Here is a 17910-nt window from a genome sequence, read left to right on the forward strand (position 1 = left end):
CGATAATAATTTATCCTTCAAATAATTTATGAAAAAATAGGAGCTGTGCTTTGATTCCTAAGTGCAACAGCTCCATCATTACTTATTCTGTTTATTCTTCTGCTTCTTCTTTTCTCTTAGCACTTTCCTCAATTACTTTTTCCTGAATATCTGAAGGTGCCTGTTCATAACGGTTAAACTCGTATGAATATTCTCCAATGCCGCCAGTCATAGAACGTAATTCCGTAGAATAACCAAACGTTTCTGAAATTGGAATATCTGCCACAATTTCTTGTTTTCCGCCTGGCAGTGGATTCATACCAAGTACTCTTCCCCTTCTCTTATTTAAATCGCCCATAATATCTCCGGTAAAACGATCTGGTATAATTACTTTCATAGTAGCGATCGGTTCTAATAAAACTGGTTTTGCATCTAATATTCCCTGTTTAAATGCCTGAATCGTAGCCATCTTAAATGCCATTTCCGAAGAATCTACTGGATGATAGGAACCATCTACCAATGTGGCTTTAATCCCCACAACTGGATATCCTGCAAGAGGCCCTTTTAACACACTCTCTGCAATTCCTTTTTCTACTGCTGGGAAATAATTTCTAGGAACTGCACCACCAAATATTTTCTCTTCAAATACATATGGTTCTTCCAAATTACCTGATGGTTCAAATTCCATGTGAACGTCTCCATATTGGCCATGACCACCGGATTGTTTCTTATATTTACCCTGGATCTTAACTTTACCGCGTATCGTTTCACGGTAAGGTACCTTAGGTTTCATTACATCTATTTCTACCTTATATTTCATTAATAGTTTACTTACTGCAACTTCCAGATGCTGTTCTCCAATACCATATAATAAAGTCTGTCGATTTTCTTTATCATTGCCGACCTTCAGAGTCAAATCTTCATCCATCATCTTGGCAAGAGCCTGTGATACTTTGTCATCATCTCCCTTATTCCTTGTTTTAAATCTTTGATAAGTATAAGGTCTTGATAGTTCTGGTTTTTCATACGCAATAGGGTTCGATTTAGTGGCCAGAGTATCACCGGTAGCAGTTGTTGATAATTTACCAATTGCACCGATATCTCCAGCATGAAGTTCTTTTACTTCAATCTGTTCTTTTCCTCTCAGCATATAAAGTCTTGAAAGTTTCTCTTCTGTATCTTTATCTGTATTATAAACTGCAGCATCTGATTTTAAGATACCCGAGCAGACTTTGATAAGTGAGAATTTTCCGATAAATGGATCTGCAATAGTTTTAAATACTTTTGCTGTCATTGGTAATGCTTCATTATAATCTGCCTTAAAAGTCTCTCCTGTCTTTATATTTAATCCAGCGATTTCCCTCTTTGATGGAGCCGGAAAATATTTTTCGATCGCTTGAAGTAACATCGTTGTTCCCTGGGCATTTAAACCAGAACCCATTAATACAGGAACTATGGAACCATCAATAACATTATTTCTTAAAGCCTGTGATATTTCTTCCCCCGTAAACTCTTCCCCGTTAAAATATTTGTCCATTAGTTCATCGCTGGTCTCAGCAACTGCATCTAATAAGGCTTCTCTATATTTCGCAAGGTTGTGCTCCGAATAATCAGGAATCGGACACTCTTCATATTCACTTAATTTTGTAAACCTTCGACCTGCCATTTTTACAACATTTACAAATCCAACAAATTTCTCATTCTCTCTAATTGGAAGATGGAATGGTGCTATCTTTTTACCGTAATTCTCTGTGAGTTTATCAATGACACCTCTGTAACTTGCATTATCATCGTCCATATCTGTTACGAAAAACATTCTTGGCAGATGATATTTTTCACAGTAATCCCATGCTTTTAGGGTACCTACTTCAACTCCTGCTTTCGCTGAAATAACGATGACCGCAGCATCTGCTGCACTAAGCGCCTCCTCCACTTCTCCTATAAAATCAAAATAACCTGGTGTATCAAGAATATTGATTTTCGTATCTTCCCAAATAATTGGAACAACCGATGTACTAATTGAAAAAAGTCTTTTTGCTTCCTCTTTATCATAGTCGCTAATAGTGTTACCTTCTTCAATCTTTCCTTGACGTTTTGTAATTCCCTGAGTATATGCCATGGCTTCGACTAAAGTAGTCTTACCACAGCTACCGTGCCCTAACAATACAACATTTCGAATCTTTTCTGAAGTGTAAACATCCATCCTTTTTTCCTCCAATCGATTTATTGAGAGATTTTTCCTATCTCATGTGATTATTTTACTAGAAACTTTCAAAACATACAAGCATTTTATTGATATTAAACAAATATATTTTGAAATTTTTCACAAGTTTTTGTCTATTGTTATTATAATCTCTTATATTCTGACATCTTTTTTGTCTATATCGTTCTTACGGAAATAATATTTATAAGTTTCACTAATTTAATGCATTACTTTAAACTGTAACACTTTACAGTTTTGACGTATTGACATAATATTCTAATTGGAGTACAATACTAATTAAGACATTTATACTTGTCACCTATGGTATAATTGTTTCTATGGTCATAAATTTTATGTTATGGCCAATATCATACTAATTTATAGTCGCATAAGGAATAAAAGGAGTAAGAATATGATAATTGTAATGAAACCTCAGGCTAAAGAATCTTCTATAACAAATATTATAGATATTATAGAAAGAAAAGGACTCCAGGCACACTTATCTGCCGGGAAAGAAGTTACTATCATTGGTGTTGTTGGTGATAAAAGTCAATTGGATAACCAGAATCTGGAGATTGCCGAAGATGTTGATAAAATTGTAACAGTAACAGAAAGTTATAAATTAGCAAACAAAAAATTTCATCCTGAACCCACGATTGTACAAGTTGGTAATGTATTCATTGGCGGTGATGAATTAGTCATTATGTCAGGCCCATGTGCTGTAGAAAGCAAAGAACAGGTATTAGAGACTGCTCATGCCATCAAAAAATCTGGTGCCCAGATACTCCGTGGCGGTGCATATAAGCCAAGAACTTCACCATATGCTTTTCAAGGGTTAGAAGAAGAAGGCTTAAGATTTATGAAGGAAGCAAGAGAAGAAACCGGATTATCCGTAATTTGTGAAGTAACAAGTTTAGCTGCCATTGAAGCCGCTGTAAAATATGTTGATATGCTTCAAATCGGAGCCAGAAATATGCAAAACTTCTATTTATTAAAGGAGGCTGGCAAATCAGGTCTACCAGTCTTATTAAAAAGGGGACTTTCCGCCACCATTGATGAATGGCTTAATGCTGCCGAATACATAATCGCTGAGGGCAATCCAAATGTTGTATTATGTGAAAGAGGTATTCGAACCTTTGAGACTGCTACCAGAAATACCTTAGATATTAGTGCAGTTCCTGTAATAAAAACCAAAAGCCATCTTCCTGTGATTGTAGATCCAAGTCATGCAACTGGTGTCAGAGGATATGTGAAACCACTTTCCAGATGTGCTATTGCTGCCGGTGCCGATGGTTTAATGATCGAAACTCATCCAAATCCATCTATTGCTTTATCTGATGGACCACAATCTTTAAACTTTAGTCAGTTTGAAGAACTGTGCAATGATCTTAGACCTTTTGCAAATCTTGCAGGCAAGAAATTTTAGGAGGATATACTATGGGAGATATCACAGCTGGCTTTATTGGTTTTGGATTAATCGGAGGTTCTATTGCAAGAGCTATGAGAGAACTTTATCCAAATGCCACATTAGTCGCATATAACCATAATAAAGATGTGCCAAATAAAAGTCTTGAACTCGCACAGGAAGAACAGATACTGGATAAAATCTATACTGATTTGTCCGTTGGCTTTTCAAAATGCGATATTATCTTCTTATGTGCCCCTGTTTTAACAAACATTGAGTATCTAAAACAATTAAAGAGTATCATTAAGCCCTCTTGTATACTTACTGACGTAGGAAGTGTGAAAGGCAATATTCATGAAGCTGTAACTAACTTAGATTTAGATGCTAATTTCATTGGCGGGCATCCTATGGCAGGTTCTGAAAAAGCAGGATTTATAAATTCCAACTCAAAACTATTAGAAAATGCTTACTATATATTAACACCAACCGCTAAAACTTCTGATAAGAAACTGGAATTTATCTATTCCCTTGTGGAGGATATGGGAGCTCTCCCACTCATCCTGGATTACATGGATCATGATAACATTGTCGCTGCAATCAGCCATGTACCTCATATTATAGCTGCAAGTCTTGTAAATTTAGTAAAAAAATCCGATAGTGGAGATGAGAAAATGCGTGCTTTAGCTGCAGGCGGATTCAAAGATATCACCAGAATTGCTTCCTCTTCACCAATCATGTGGCAGAATATATGCCTGACCAATACAAAGAGTATTAAAGGTTTTCTGGATCAATATATCCTGTCACTGCAAGATATTTCCTCTGCTTTAAATGATCCAAATGAAGATTTCCTTTATGAGGTATTTGATACCGCGAGAGAATACCGGGATTCCATCCCAAATAAAGCAATTGGTATGATGGCAAAGATTCATGAAGTATATCTTGATATTATTGATGAAGCAGGAGCAATTGCTACTATTGCCACCATTCTTGCAAGTAATAACATCAGTATTAAAAATATTGGAATCATACATAATCGTGAATTTCAGGATGGAGTGCTCCGGATTGAATTTTATAATGAAGAATCTTCTGCTCAGGCAGTTGATTTACTTAGAAAATATAGATATACTATCTATGAAAGATAATAAATATTAACCCTCGAGAATTCGAGGGTATATTCATATCATTTTACTTTTGAAAGGCAGGTACTGAATATGATATTTCATAAAATCCATTCTTTAAAAGGAGAAGTCACTGTTCCAGGTGATAAGTCCATCTCTCATAGAGCTATAATGTTAGGTTCCCTCGCCCAAGGTACTACAGAGATCACAAATTTTCTGCAAGGTGAAGATTGTTTGTCAACCATTCGCTGTTTTGGGCAGATGGGCATACATATTGAAAATAATAAAGATACTATCCTTGTTCATGGCAAGGGCCTTCATGGTCTTAGAAAGCCAGATGAAATTCTTGACGTAGGGAACAGTGGTACTACAACAAGATTGATTTCAGGTATATTATCTGCAACTGATTTTGAAGTTACTCTTACCGGAGATTCTTCCATTCAAAAACGACCAATGGGCAGGATCATAACTCCCTTAACTATGATGGGGGCAAAAATTGAAAGTATAAAAGGCAATGGATGTGCCCCACTTTTCATAACTGGAAGCAAACTAAAGGGAATTCATTATATTTCAGAAGTAGCATCTGCTCAGGTAAAATCGGGAATACTCTTAGCCGGTCTATATGCAGATGGCGAAACAAGTATTACAGAACCTTATGTATCAAGAAATCATACCGAATTAATGTTTCAATACTTTGGAATTGATATTCAAACGGATAATACAACTGTAACAGTACAACCAGCAAAAGAATTTCCAGCAAGTCAAGTAGTTGTTCCCGGTGATATCTCTTCTGCTGCATATTTTATAGTTGCAGGTTTAATTGTACCAAATTCAGAAATTAGAATTAAGAATGTTGGAATTAATCCAACAAGGGATGGAATTATTAAAGTATGTGAACAGATGGGTGCTAATATTACGCTTGAAAATATAACGGATACCAATGGAGAACCCACTGCAGATATTATTGTTCGCTCCAGCGAGTTAACCGGTACTATCATTGAAGGAGGCATTATTCCCACTCTTATTGATGAATTGCCAATTATCGCAATTCTTGCGGCTGTAGCCAAAGGACAAACCGTCATTAAGGATGCAAGCGAATTAAAAGTAAAAGAATCCAATCGAATTGACGTTATGGTGAAAAATCTTAAATTAATGGGTGTTGATGTAGAAGGAACAGAAGATGGAATGATCATAAATGGTGGCAATACACTTCATGGTGCAACTATCGATAGTAAACTGGATCATAGAATTGCCATGTCATTTGCAATTGCTGCTCTTTTAGCTGACGGACCAATTGAGATTCTTGGTGCTGAATGTGTAAATATTTCTTATCCGGATTTCTACACTCATTTAAATGATTTATCTCAATAATTTTATATGTTTTTATAGGAAATGAACCTGCAATTCCAGCGCAGGTTCATTTTTTATTGTATGTCAGATATGAATTAAATTTAAAAACATTGAATATTTTTATTTTATATAATATTATAGAAGAAAATTCCATAATTAGGAGGTGTTGATATGGATAATATAATTGTTATCTATAAAACATATACGGGATTTACACAAAGATACGCAGAATGGATTGCCGAAGAATTAAATTGTAAAGCACTATCAGTAAAAGATGTCAGTTCCAATGATTTATCAAATTATAGAACCATAATCTATGGTGGTGGAATCTATGCCGGACAGATTAATGGCTTGAAATCTTTTAAAAATAATATCATGAAGGGCAAAGATAACAGACTGATTATTTTTGCAACAGGCGCCGCCCCAATAGAAGTACTTAGCCCAGAAGATATCATGAATGCCAATTTTCCTGTCCAAAAGGATAAGATTCCTTTTTTCTATCTTCAAAGTGGACTGAATTATGACAAAATGGGAATTGGCCATAAAATTATGATGGCTGCATTTAGAGGAATGCTCAAGATAAAAAAGAATAAGACCCCTGAGGAACAGGGAATGCTTAATGGAATAAAAAAATCACATGATTTTTCCAGGAAAGAATATATTAACTCTTTAGTTGAGTATATTATGCATTCTAATTCTTCATATAGTACATGAATAAAGGAGTCACTGATTAATAAATGCTATTTCAAACTATACCTATATAACTAACTACAAAGATAATACTATTTTGCGTAAAAGTCTGAATGAACTTACAAATAATACTTATGGATTTGATTTCGAATCATGGTATAAGAATGGTTATTGGCTGGATAAATATATTCCTTACTCTCTTGTAGAAGGAAACAGGGTCATTGCCAATGTATCTGCTAATATTATGGATTTTGAAATAAATGGGCAAAAGAAACAATATATTCAATTGGGCACTGTCATGACAACTCCTGAATATCGTAACCAAGGCTTATGCAGTTTCTTAATACAAAAAGTGATACATGAATGGAAAGAAAAAGTAAATGGTATATACCTTTTCGCTAATAATACTGTATTAGACTTCTACCCCAAATTTGGATTCAGTCAGAGTGTGGAATATCAATATTATAAAGAAATTGAAATATCCAATTTGCAAAACCCTTGCAAAACACTTTGTAAAAAAGTAGATATGTCGAATAAGTTTAACCAAAAGATTTTTATAGAATCTATTAATAGCAGCGTGAGCAATACTAAACTTGCTATGAAGAATAATATAGGATTAATAATGTTTTATACTACATCTTTCCTAAAAGACTGCATCTATTATATTCCTAAAATTAATACCTATGCAATTGCAGAAATTAAAGGCAATATTCTAATACTTCACGATGTGATAAGCGATCAGATTATTAACATAGAATTAGTTATTCAGGCATTTCATTCTTTTAATATCACTAAAATAGAATTAGGCTTTACTCCACATGATACAGAAAAATATGGGGTATCTTTATTACAAGAGAACGATACAATATTATTTATTTTAGGAAAAGATTTAGAATGCATAGCAAATAATAAAATGATGTTCCCAACATTATCCCACGCTTAAATGAAATAATATAAGTCAGCTTGATTTTCTCTGGCTTAGAGGAGAAACAATGATAAAAGTAGATAAATTAGCAAACTGCAACATTAAAAAGATTACATACGGCAATAATCCAAGCTTTTTGGGAATTGTATCAGGGGAATGTAAAGGTGATTTATGGGTAGATGATATTAAAAATCCTTCCCTGGCACTTGTATATTCATATGCTGTTGGTGGTTACGCAATATTAGGCAATCCTCAGGAGGAAGCTATTTGTAATAATTTTTATCATTTTCTGATACATGACCTATTTCCGGAGTTAAGAAAAAAAGATGAGGATTACTTCGAATTTTCTGCAGAAAGTATACAGATGGAAAAAATCATGCTAAATGTATTTTCTGATAAACGAATTAAAAATGAAGATGAATATTTCTTTATAAAAAACACCCGAGTAGAAGCATATATACATACATCAAATGAATATAAGATTATAAAGGTAAATGAAAATTTTATCCAGTTGTTAGAACTAGGTGCATATGAAAATAAAGATTTGTTAGATAAACGATTATTAGAATCATGGGGCTCCTATCATAATTTTCTTAATAAAAGTATAGCTTTTGCTGCACTATATCAAAACAAAATCGTTGCAATCATCATTGGGACTGCCAGATTCAATAATATTATCCCAATTGACATTGAAACAGAAGAAAATCATAGAAAAAAAGGGCTGGCTACTGCTCTGGCACAGTACTTTGTAAATGAATGTATTAACAATCATTTGGTGCCGCAATGGAATTGTGTAGAATCCAATATCCCTTCAAAGAAAACTGCTCAAAAAGCTGGATTTACTCTTTTGAAAAAGAAACCTTATTACTGGTTTGAAATATAAAAGTTGATATTATTAATATCAGGAATAAAAGTGTAAAACTAGGCTAAATAGTAATTTCAACAAATATACTATCAGCCTAGCCTATACTTTAATATCATTCATGTAAAAATCCGTGCTCACCTCATTATATATTCATATAAATTATAAGGAATATAATCAATTGCATCTTTACAAATTATGTAATGAATATAATTTCCATGTCTGTATTTTTCTACTAACCCCGCAGTAAATAATAATTTTAAATGCTTTGATATCCCTGCTTCAGTGATTTTAAGGGCTAAAGCCAGGCTTTGTGTGGATACAGGACCCTTTCTCATCTCGTGAAGTATTTTAAGACGTGTCTCATCACCTAGCGCTTTAAAAATAAGTACCAGATCTGATGGAACAACTCCTTTTTTCTCTTCAATTACTACTAATTTTGTAAGCCCTAATATTCCTTTTTCTTCAGACATAAGAAGATGAGGACTCATAAATGTACTAGCTGTAATAACTATCTTATTTAACTTAGTAGCATCAAAATGATATTCCTTATTCTTATGTAATATAATTTCTGTTCCATTCACTTCTATTCTCTCATGAATTTTATTTATCCTATTTAGTAAGCCTTCTTTATAACATTCATTTAATTCCTTTTTTAGAATACGGATTAAAAAGGGCTGTAAATACTTAATTTCATTTATAAATATCTTGTTATAAAATTCAGTCATCACGTTTATAATTAAATTTTTTTCACTATTATTAATGCACTTATTATAGCTTCTAAATATTTTATTCCATCTATATAAATTTAGCCTTTGAAGTTCAGCAATTGCGTCTTTGATATTCAAGTCTGAATATGGATTCATTTCAGAAAAATCCATAATTATAAGCCATTGATTCGTAATAGAACTAACATACTGTATATCTCTTATTAATTCTGTTGATATTGTTCCAGCTGTTGTTTCTATCCATTTTAATCTATCCAGATGGTGGTCAGGGGCTGAAATCACATGAAGTGCTGCAAGCATCTCAAAAAGTGGTGAAAACATAAATTCACCTTTGATATCCTCTTGATAATAAACTCCTATATTCATGTCTTTCTCCTAAACTGTAAATAAATATTCACTGTATTCTATGGGCACAAGAAATATGGTTAAGACTCCACTATGATTACTAGAATAAAGTAAGATTTCCTGTCATACGTGTATGTTTCTCTACTTTATTTATGATTATCATTATGGAACTTATTAATATACTAATTATAATTAGACTAATAAAAATAAGGTTCCGTATATCATAGAGGGAACTTCCTAATAATAATACTCTTCTTGTTCCTTCAATAGCATAGGTTAATGGAAAGATTACACTTAATACTTTTGCCCATACTGGAAATAACTCTGTTGGAACCTTAACGCCCGAAAAGATTTCCATAGGTTCTTCTAAGATAGTAAATAAAAATCCAGAATCTCTTGAAAATAAAAATATTGAATTAAGAAACATTCCCCATAAAGATGCCATTACCATTATGATTAAAAATAAAACAACACATGGTATAACATTTGCATTAATTTCTTCCTTCTTCAGAATTAGCATAAATACTGAAAACACCAGCATTACTATAATACTTTCAAATAAAGAAGCTACAGCATTACCTAAGAGTACGGCCGCTCGGTTGGTGGGTGAAAGATAGATTAGTTCCAGAGTACCGCTTACTCTTTCAAAAGAAAAATTCCATGCTGACTGAACCAGAGACCGAAAAAAACTCATAACCATATATCCTATTAATAAATATATTATCACATTTCCCTGGGTAATGTAAATCACATTGCTTTTCATGAGATCAAATGTTTGAAAACTATAATAGGTAGTTATAAAACTTAAAAGAGGCCAGAGAAATAAAGATATGTAGATAATCTTGCTATGGAAATAATTTTTATGTTGCTTTTTTATTTCTGCTAATAATGTTTTTATAAATGCTCTCATATTATACCTCCTTTGAAATTTGAAGTATTGTATCCTCTAGACAAGGTTCCTGTTCATACAATTCTTTTATATACCAACCCTTCACAGTACATATCCTTGATAATTCCAGCGACATGCTATCTTTACTATTAATATGCACTCCGTCATTTTCCTGCCTAATTATCACGGATGGATCGATACTTTTTAATATTGTCACTAAAGTATCAAGAATATCATTTGTAGTATTATAAATATTTAATAAATAATTTTTTCTATGAAATGTTTTGTTTGCTAGTTCTTTTACCGTTCCCTTTTCAATTAATATTCCATCATTTAATAAATATATATAATCACATAATTCTTCAATTTCCCCCATATAATGTGAGGTGAGTAGAATCCCTTTATTCTGTTGTTTTGCTAAATATTTTACATGTTGTCGTAATTCTTTAGAAACAACAGCATCTAAGCCAATCGTAGGTTCATCAAGAAATAAATACTCTGGATCATTAACCAATCCTCTTGCTATCTGAAGCCTTTGTTTCATTCCTTTTGAAAAAGTTTCAACAGGCACATTTTCTTTTCCTTTCAATCCAACCAAATCAAAAAGTTCTTCAATTCTCTTCTTTAATATATTATTTGGAATATTATAAAGTTGTCCAAAATACCATAGATTTTCAAATGCTGTAAGCCGCCAGTAAATCATCCTTTCTCCACCAGCTATCATATTAATTCGTTTCTTTACCTCTTTTGGATATTTAATAGCATCAATACTATCCATAGTATATATTCCTGCTGTTGGCGCTAATAATGTAGTAAGCATTTTAATTGTAGTAGTTTTTCCTGCTCCATTTATTCCCAAAAGTCCTACAATATTTCCTTTTTCAATCTGAAGTGAGATATCCTTCACTGCCCTTATCTGTTGTTTTTCTGTTTTTAAACCTTTTCCTACTTTTACTGAATATGTCTTTTGTAAATGCTCTGCTATTATCATGCTTTTTCTCCCTTATCCATTAATTTTCTCAAGTGCTGCTTCCTCACATCGTTTCATAACGCCAAATCCAACTATAATATATATTGTACTTAATACAAATACCTTCATATAGCTGTAGAGCAGATCCTCAATTCCCATTCCTAAAAGAGCTGTATTACGAATTAAAATAACTCCTTCTGTAATCGGAATAAAGTTCGCACATATGTTTAACCATTCAGGCAAATATTTTGTTGGAAATGTAATACCTGAAACTAAAAATAGAAAGGCAAATAAAGTATTTTGTGAAATGTATGTATCACGGGTATAAAGCATAATACACCCTAAAATCATAGATACTCCAAAAAAAGCATAAAGTGCAATAAAGAACGAAACAATAAAACCAGATAAATTAATATTGGATAAATTCAATCCGAATGGAATTGCTATAAAAAGAGAAATCACAATTTCCATCGTTGTAGTCATCGTTTGAACAAGCATATTGCCAAGGAAATATTCTACCCTTTTAAAAGGGGCCAGCATTAATGCTTCAAGGGTGCCCTCCCTTAGTTCAGTAATTAAGCTTCTGCTTACATTAAGGCATGTTCTAACTACAAAGAGATATGTCAGGCTTCCTACAATTACATACCCCATATAATCATTTGTCTTTGTTAATTCAAAGAAATCTGAAGACAGCCTTCCCTCAAATAATAACTTATACATAAACCATGCTCCCAGAACCGTATATAATCCGGTCAGTATATTACCTACAAAAAAGCTCATGGGATATGCCCTGTATTGTGTTAATAAATTCTTTTTTAATATTCCAATCAATATTTGTAAATCCATATAGCATCCCTCCTTATTTTTGATTAACTAATTAGTTAATCAAGATCGATTTCTTTTAAAGTAGAGGTAGTATATAGAAAGAAATTTAAATTGTCAATATCTTTTAACTTATTCATTTTCAAATACCACTATGATAATTTGAATTGTTTCATCTTTAAAAAACATTACTTGTGGCAACTATTGGTTATTAATATAACTCCAATTTCAGCCTTGCCACATATCCTAAAAAAGCTAGTGGCAGGTCCAATAGTAATTTCAAATGTTTTTCGTTCAGATACATTGTGGAGTACGATTTGTACGAGAATGAGAGCTGTATTTAAGCTCGCAGTCACGAACAAATCGTACTATACTGTGGAGCTGACGAAAAACATGAAATACTATTTGACCAAGCACTAGCTTTCAATATCCTTTTCTGCAAGGCGTCATATAGCATCCTACTTAAAATACTCAGGATATTCTTTTCTTAATTCTTTTTCATCTACTTTATATCTGGATAAATGCTTAATTATAATCTCCTTTGCTAAAACCTTGTCACGCTTCTTGATTGCTTCTGCGATAGCCCTGTGATCTGAGTAAACCTTACTGTCTTTGATCACATTTAAACTAAGGCTTCTTACACGATCAAAATGAGTCATTAATCCTTCAAATAGCTCATAAGTAAACTCTTTGTTATTTATCTTAAATAATAATTTATGAAACTCATTATCTAACTGGAGCTGTTTCTCTTTCATATTATTATCCTTATAGAATTCCTGAAGTTTCAAATTTTCCTCCAGCTCAATAATATCTGTTTCTTTTGCTACGTCACAGGCCATTTCGATCATAGCTGATTCAAAGGTGAGCCTAAGGAATCTGGCTTCTTCAACTAAATCACTGTCAATCAGAGAAATAAAACTTCCTCTTTGAGGATAGATTTCAACTATCCTTAATTTACTTAATTCTATAAGTGCCTCTCTTACAGGTGTCCGGCTTAACCCCAAATTCAATGCCAACTCATTTTCGCTCACCAAACTTCCTGGTTTTAACTCTAAGGACACTATATTATCTTTTAAGATCCGATACGCATATTCTCTTGCACTTTCTTTAGCCAAACGTTCTGTAATGTACATTTTCTTCTCCTAATCAAATATTATGTAAACAAAAAGCAATATTCATTAATATTAAATATACCTTAGCAATAACAAAGGTATTTGTCAAATATCAGGTATTTAGATATTTCCTTAGGGTACTTCTTACTGCCCCAATATCCCTGATGAGTTCTTTAAAGATACCTTCAACTTTTTCACCCAACCCAATATCATATAGATTTACACCAAAAATCTCCTTATTAGATAAAATGTCCAATAGCAAATTATGTACCCCTTCTGTTTTTCCTAAACTTATCTTTGACATAATTGGTGTCAATGATGTTAAAAGTGGATCTGGACTTAATTCAAATGCATTTCCATTATCATCAACAGCCATTAAATAACGGCACCAACCGGCCAATACAAGGGGAATAAAAGTCAGATCTGTTACATGAAATTGAGGATTAGCAGCATATGCTTTCATTGTTTCACCAAAACGGATTCCCAATTTTTGCGAAGTATCTGTTGCAATTCTTTGTGGTGTATCTGGCATAAATGGATTTGGCAAACGAACTCCAACAACTTCGTCAATAAAATCTTTCGGATTAATGATTTCTGGATCAGTTACTACTGGCAACCCTTCCACATAACCAAGTTTTTCAACTAATGCTACTAACTCTGTATCTTTCATCTCATCTGAAATCTTTTCATAAGATAATAAGCAGCCAAATATGGCCAGCGCAGTATGAAGTGGATTCAAACAGGTACAGACTTTCATCTTTTCTACCTTATTCACTGTTTCTTTATCCGTGTAAATAATTCCTCCCTGGTCAAGCGGCAGACGCCCATTCTTAAATGTGTCTTCAATAATTAGATATTGTGACTCTTCTGCATTCACAAATGAAGCAACATAAGTATTTTTTGATGTTACTACAGCTGTCGTATCTTCGAATCCTATGGATTCTAACATATGAATAACAGACTCTGCAGGCCTTGGAGTAATTTTATCAATCATAGACCAGGGATAAGATATCTCATTGTTCACATAAAATAAAAATTCAGGTTCTACAAGATCATTTTCTACCCAAACCCTTGCAAATGTTGTTACAGCCTCTTTTAATCTCGTACCATTATGGGAACAGTTATCCATGCTTACCAAAGTGAGTGGTAATCTGTTTTTTAAATATCTTTTATAACATAATGCAGTTAATTTACCAATATAACTGATTGCCTTATTCGGTCCCATCAAAAAATCATTGAAAACATCCGGAAGATACTTTCCTTTTTCATTGACTAAACTGTACCCTTTTTCAGTGATGGTAAACGAAACCATCTTAAGGCCTGGAGTTTGGAATATATCAATCAGCCTGGTCCAATCCTTCGTATTATTAGTATCTACACACAAAGATTCAGTGATGCTTCCAATTACTTTTTTCACTAACTGTCCATCTGATTTTAAAGTAACAAGAACACTAAGATCATCAAATCTTTTATAACTTTTCTCGATTATTTCATAATCATACCCTTCCGCTACGATAATACCAGTTTTTATAATGCCTCTATTTAATAAATCCTGACATACAGCTGCCGGAAATGCACGAAAAATATTTCCTCCCCCAAAATGAATCCATTCCGGGGTATTTCTTGTATCTTTTACCATTTGCTCCCGGTCAAATTCGGGCAATTCAAATCCACGGTCTTTCCATTGCTTTTTATTCTTTAATGATTCGTTATTTAATTTCATCTTCCGCACAACCTTTCTTTCTGGATTGAAATTTTATCGATTTCTTGGATATTCTATTTCCCTCTAATGTCTGACTTTTCAATTGCTTCTGCTAATCCGTTTAGGTAAGCCGCACCTAAAGCGCGATCATATAAGCCATACCCCGGCATAGCAACTTCTCCCCAGATTGTACGTCCATGATCCGGACGAACCGGCCCATCAAATCCAATCTCATAAAGGGTTTTCATTATTTCATACATATCTAATGATCCATCAGAGGATAAATGAGCCGCTTCATCAAATTTTCCTTGAGATAAATGGATAATATTCCTTACATGTGCAAAATGGATTCGTCCTTTTGCAGCACGTATAATCTGGCAAATATCATTGTCCGGATTGGAACCATAGGATCCTGTACATAGAGTAAGTCCGTTAAATTCAGCATCTACTGCATTCAATAATCTTAACACATTCTCTTTATTAGTTATGATCCTTGGCAGCCCAAATACAGGCCAGGCTGGATCATCAGGATGAATTGCCATCATAATATCATATTTGTCACAAGTTGGACGGATTTTCTCCAGAAAATATACCAGATTAGAAAACAGTTTTTCATTATCTATTCCTTTATAACTTTCAAAAAGTTCTTTCACATGTGCTAGTCTCTCTGGTTCCCAGCCTGGCATAATAAAACCATTGCTGCCTTTATCAATCTGACGAAACATTGTCTCCGGGTTGATTTGATCGATGAGTTCCTGATCATAAGACAATACTGTAGAACCATCAGATCTGACTTTCGCCAAATCAGAACGAGTCCAGTCAAAGACCGGCATAAAATTATAACACACCATGTGGATGTCAGCCTTACCTAAATTTTCAAGAGTTGTAATGTAATTGCCTATATATTGATCTCTTTCAGGTAGTCCAATCTTAATTGAATCGTGAATATTCACACTTTCAATCCCGGCAATTACCAGTCCCTCATCTTCTACCTCTCTCTTAATATTTAGAATTTTATCCATAGGCCATACTTCACCAGCTGGAATATCATAAAGTGTTGTAATCACTCCTGTTACTCCCGGAATCTGTCTGATTTGCTTTAAAGTAACAGAATCATAATTTTTACCGAACCAACGTAATGTCATCTGCATAATAATTTCCTCCCTGTTATCAACTTATAATTCAATTCCAAAATATTCTTTTGCATTATTAAATGAAATATCCTGTACAATCCTTCCTACAAACTCTATATCAGCGGGATATTCTCCTTCTTCAATTAATCTGCCAAGTTTATTGCATAGGATCCTTCTAAAATATTCATGTCTTGGAAAAGATAAAAAACTCCTTGAATCCGTAAGCATACCAATGAATTTAGAAATTAACCCTAGCTGACTAAGGGCTTCCATCTGTCTCTCCATTCCATCTTTTTGATCATTGAACCACCATCCTGAACCAAATTGTATCTTTCCCGGAATCCTTCCATCCTGAAAATTACCAATCATAGTTGCCAGTAATTCATTGTCTCTTGGATTCAGACAATATAACACCGTTTTGGGCAATAAGCTTTCATAGTCTAATTTATTAAGAAATTCACTTAAATCTTTTGCAAATACACAATCATTGATAGAGTCTGTACCGATATCAGATCCTATTTTCTCATATAATCTTTTCGAATTATTTCTTATTGCTCCAATATGTACTTGCATAACCCAACCTAGTTTGGAATAAACTTTTCCCAATTCTATTAAAAGATTGGATGCAAATTTAATTGTTTCTTCTGCTGAAACAGTATCTTTTTGCATTGCTTTTGTAAAGATGAAATCTGCTTCTTCATCGGTACAAGATATATAACGGAATTCATTCATACCAAGATCGCTGATTCTTGAACCTGCTTCATGAAAGTAATGAATTCTTTCCACTAATGCTTTTTTAAGGTCAGTTGCTGAATGAATTGGATATCCTGCCATTTCCCCGAGCTCTTTGATATAATCAAGAAAAGCTTGGTTTCCCATATGTACTGCTTTATCCGGGCGAAAGGTAGGTATTACTTTTATTTCAAATTCATCTTTTAATTTTTTGTGATATTCTAGGGTGTCATTCGGTTCATTCGTTGTGCATAAAGCTTTTATATTCATTTTACGCAGCAGATTTCTTACACTGAACTCCCTGGTTCTTAATAGCCCATTACATTTTTCCCATATTCTATTGCAGGTATCTGGAGATAAAGTTTCTTTCATTCCAAAATACCTTTGTAATTCAAGATGAGTCCAATGATAAAGAGGATTCCCAATTAGATAAGGCATGACTTCTGCCCACTTCTTAAACTTCTCGTAATCAGGCTGATCTCCTGTAATATAAGATTCATCAATTCCAAACGTACGCATTGCCCGCCATTTGTAATGATCTCCACCAAGCCAGATCTGAGCAATGTTATCAAAATTAATATCATCATATATCTCCTTTACAGCCAGATGATTGTGAAAATCAAAGATTGGCATATCTTTCCCATAATGATGATACAACTCTTTTGCAGTATCTGATGACAATAAAAAATCTTCATCCATAAACTTTTTCATTATTTAACCTCCCAACTATTCCTTTTAAATCACTCTAATAATATTTCAACTTGTATACTAGTATGTTACTACTAAGAAAAGTATTCGTCAACTCTAAATTTTAAATCAAATGCTGCATATATAGTTTAATCACATTTGGGAAAGTGAATATTTGAGAACAGAAGAGATAATCTATTGATATTAATTAAATTTAAAATAGAAATGGAGGGTTAGATATCTGTGTAATATTTAAAC

Annotated in this window: 15 protein-coding genes; 6 read left to right on the forward strand and 9 right to left on the reverse strand. The window is 33.4% G+C overall.

The genetic code is table 11. From position 1 onward, the window contains the following. Window positions 1-91: 91 nt before the first annotated feature. Window positions 92-2182 (reverse strand): elongation factor G, encoded by a 2091-nt coding sequence (locus EDD66_RS12060; RefSeq protein WP_123609842.1) that lies wholly within the window; start codon window positions 2180-2182, stop codon window positions 92-94. A gap of 412 nt (window positions 2183-2594) precedes the next feature. On the opposite strand from EDD66_RS12060, the gene aroF reads away from it, so the two are divergent. The 6 genes from aroF (at window position 2595) to EDD66_RS12090 (ending at window position 8553) form a co-directional block, all read left to right on the forward strand. Next, window positions 2595-3608, forward strand: a complete 1014-nt coding sequence (aroF, locus tag EDD66_RS12065) for a 3-deoxy-7-phosphoheptulonate synthase (RefSeq protein ID WP_123609843.1) — start codon at window positions 2595-2597, stop codon at window positions 3606-3608. An 11-nt stretch (window positions 3609-3619) separates the two neighbouring features. Further along, window positions 3620-4729, forward strand: a complete 1110-nt coding sequence (locus tag EDD66_RS12070) for a prephenate dehydrogenase (protein WP_123609844.1) — start codon at window positions 3620-3622, stop codon at window positions 4727-4729. Window positions 4730-4798: 69 nt separating this feature from the next. Beyond that, window positions 4799-6076: a 3-phosphoshikimate 1-carboxyvinyltransferase gene (aroA, locus tag EDD66_RS12075; protein WP_123609845.1), complete on the forward strand. Its 1278-nt coding sequence runs from the start codon at window positions 4799-4801 to the stop codon at window positions 6074-6076. A 150-nt stretch (window positions 6077-6226) separates the two neighbouring features. Beyond that, the gene (locus EDD66_RS12080) at window positions 6227-6769 is read left to right on the forward strand and encodes a flavodoxin domain-containing protein (protein WP_123609846.1); all 543 of its coding nucleotides are present in this window, start codon (window positions 6227-6229) and stop codon (window positions 6767-6769) included. A 73-nt stretch (window positions 6770-6842) separates the two neighbouring features. Further along, entirely contained in the window at window positions 6843-7688 is an 846-nt protein-coding gene (locus EDD66_RS12085; protein WP_243115349.1) for a GNAT family N-acetyltransferase, read from the forward strand. Window positions 7689-7737: 49 nt separating this feature from the next. Continuing rightward, window positions 7738-8553 carry a GNAT family N-acetyltransferase gene (locus EDD66_RS12090; protein ID WP_123609848.1) on the forward strand — a complete coding sequence of 272 codons (816 nt, stop codon included), beginning with the start codon at window positions 7738-7740 and terminating at the stop codon, window positions 8551-8553. 116 nt (window positions 8554-8669) lie between these two features. Here the strand turns inward: EDD66_RS12090 and EDD66_RS12095 are convergent, their stop codons facing one another. The 8 genes from EDD66_RS12095 to uxaC form a co-directional block, all read right to left on the reverse strand. Continuing rightward, entirely contained in the window at window positions 8670-9626 is a 957-nt protein-coding gene (locus tag EDD66_RS12095; protein WP_123609849.1) for an ArsR/SmtB family transcription factor, read from the reverse strand. Window positions 9627-9705: 79 nt separating this feature from the next. Further along, window positions 9706-10515 carry an ABC transporter permease gene (locus tag EDD66_RS12100; protein WP_123609850.1) on the reverse strand — a complete coding sequence of 270 codons (810 nt, stop codon included), beginning with the start codon at window positions 10513-10515 and terminating at the stop codon, window positions 9706-9708. A 1-nt stretch (window position 10516) separates the two neighbouring features. Beyond that, window positions 10517-11485 (reverse strand): ABC transporter ATP-binding protein, encoded by a 969-nt coding sequence (locus tag EDD66_RS12105; protein ID WP_123609851.1) that lies wholly within the window; start codon window positions 11483-11485, stop codon window positions 10517-10519. 12 nt (window positions 11486-11497) lie between these two features. After that, window positions 11498-12310: an ABC transporter permease gene (locus tag EDD66_RS12110; protein WP_123609852.1), complete on the reverse strand. Its 813-nt coding sequence runs from the start codon at window positions 12308-12310 to the stop codon at window positions 11498-11500. A 434-nt stretch (window positions 12311-12744) separates the two neighbouring features. Continuing rightward, window positions 12745-13419, reverse strand: a complete 675-nt coding sequence (locus EDD66_RS12115) for a GntR family transcriptional regulator (RefSeq protein ID WP_123609853.1) — start codon at window positions 13417-13419, stop codon at window positions 12745-12747. 91 nt (window positions 13420-13510) lie between these two features. Next, window positions 13511-15121 carry a mannitol dehydrogenase family protein gene (locus EDD66_RS12120; protein WP_123609854.1) on the reverse strand — a complete coding sequence of 537 codons (1611 nt, stop codon included), beginning with the start codon at window positions 15119-15121 and terminating at the stop codon, window positions 13511-13513. Window positions 15122-15174: 53 nt separating this feature from the next. Continuing rightward, on the reverse strand, window positions 15175-16251 hold the full coding sequence (gene uxuA / locus EDD66_RS12125; protein WP_123609855.1) for a mannonate dehydratase: 1077 nt from the start codon (window positions 16249-16251) through the stop codon (window positions 15175-15177). 24 nt (window positions 16252-16275) lie between these two features. Then, a complete protein-coding gene (gene uxaC, locus EDD66_RS12130) occupies window positions 16276-17676 on the reverse strand; it encodes a glucuronate isomerase (RefSeq protein ID WP_123609856.1) in 1401 nt (466 codons plus the stop codon). Between the last annotated feature and the right edge of the window lie 234 nt (window positions 17677-17910).

It is taken from the genome of Mobilisporobacter senegalensis (assembly GCF_003752155.1).
In the GTDB taxonomy this organism is placed as follows: Bacteria; Bacillota; Clostridia; order Lachnospirales; family Lachnospiraceae; genus Mobilisporobacter; species Mobilisporobacter senegalensis.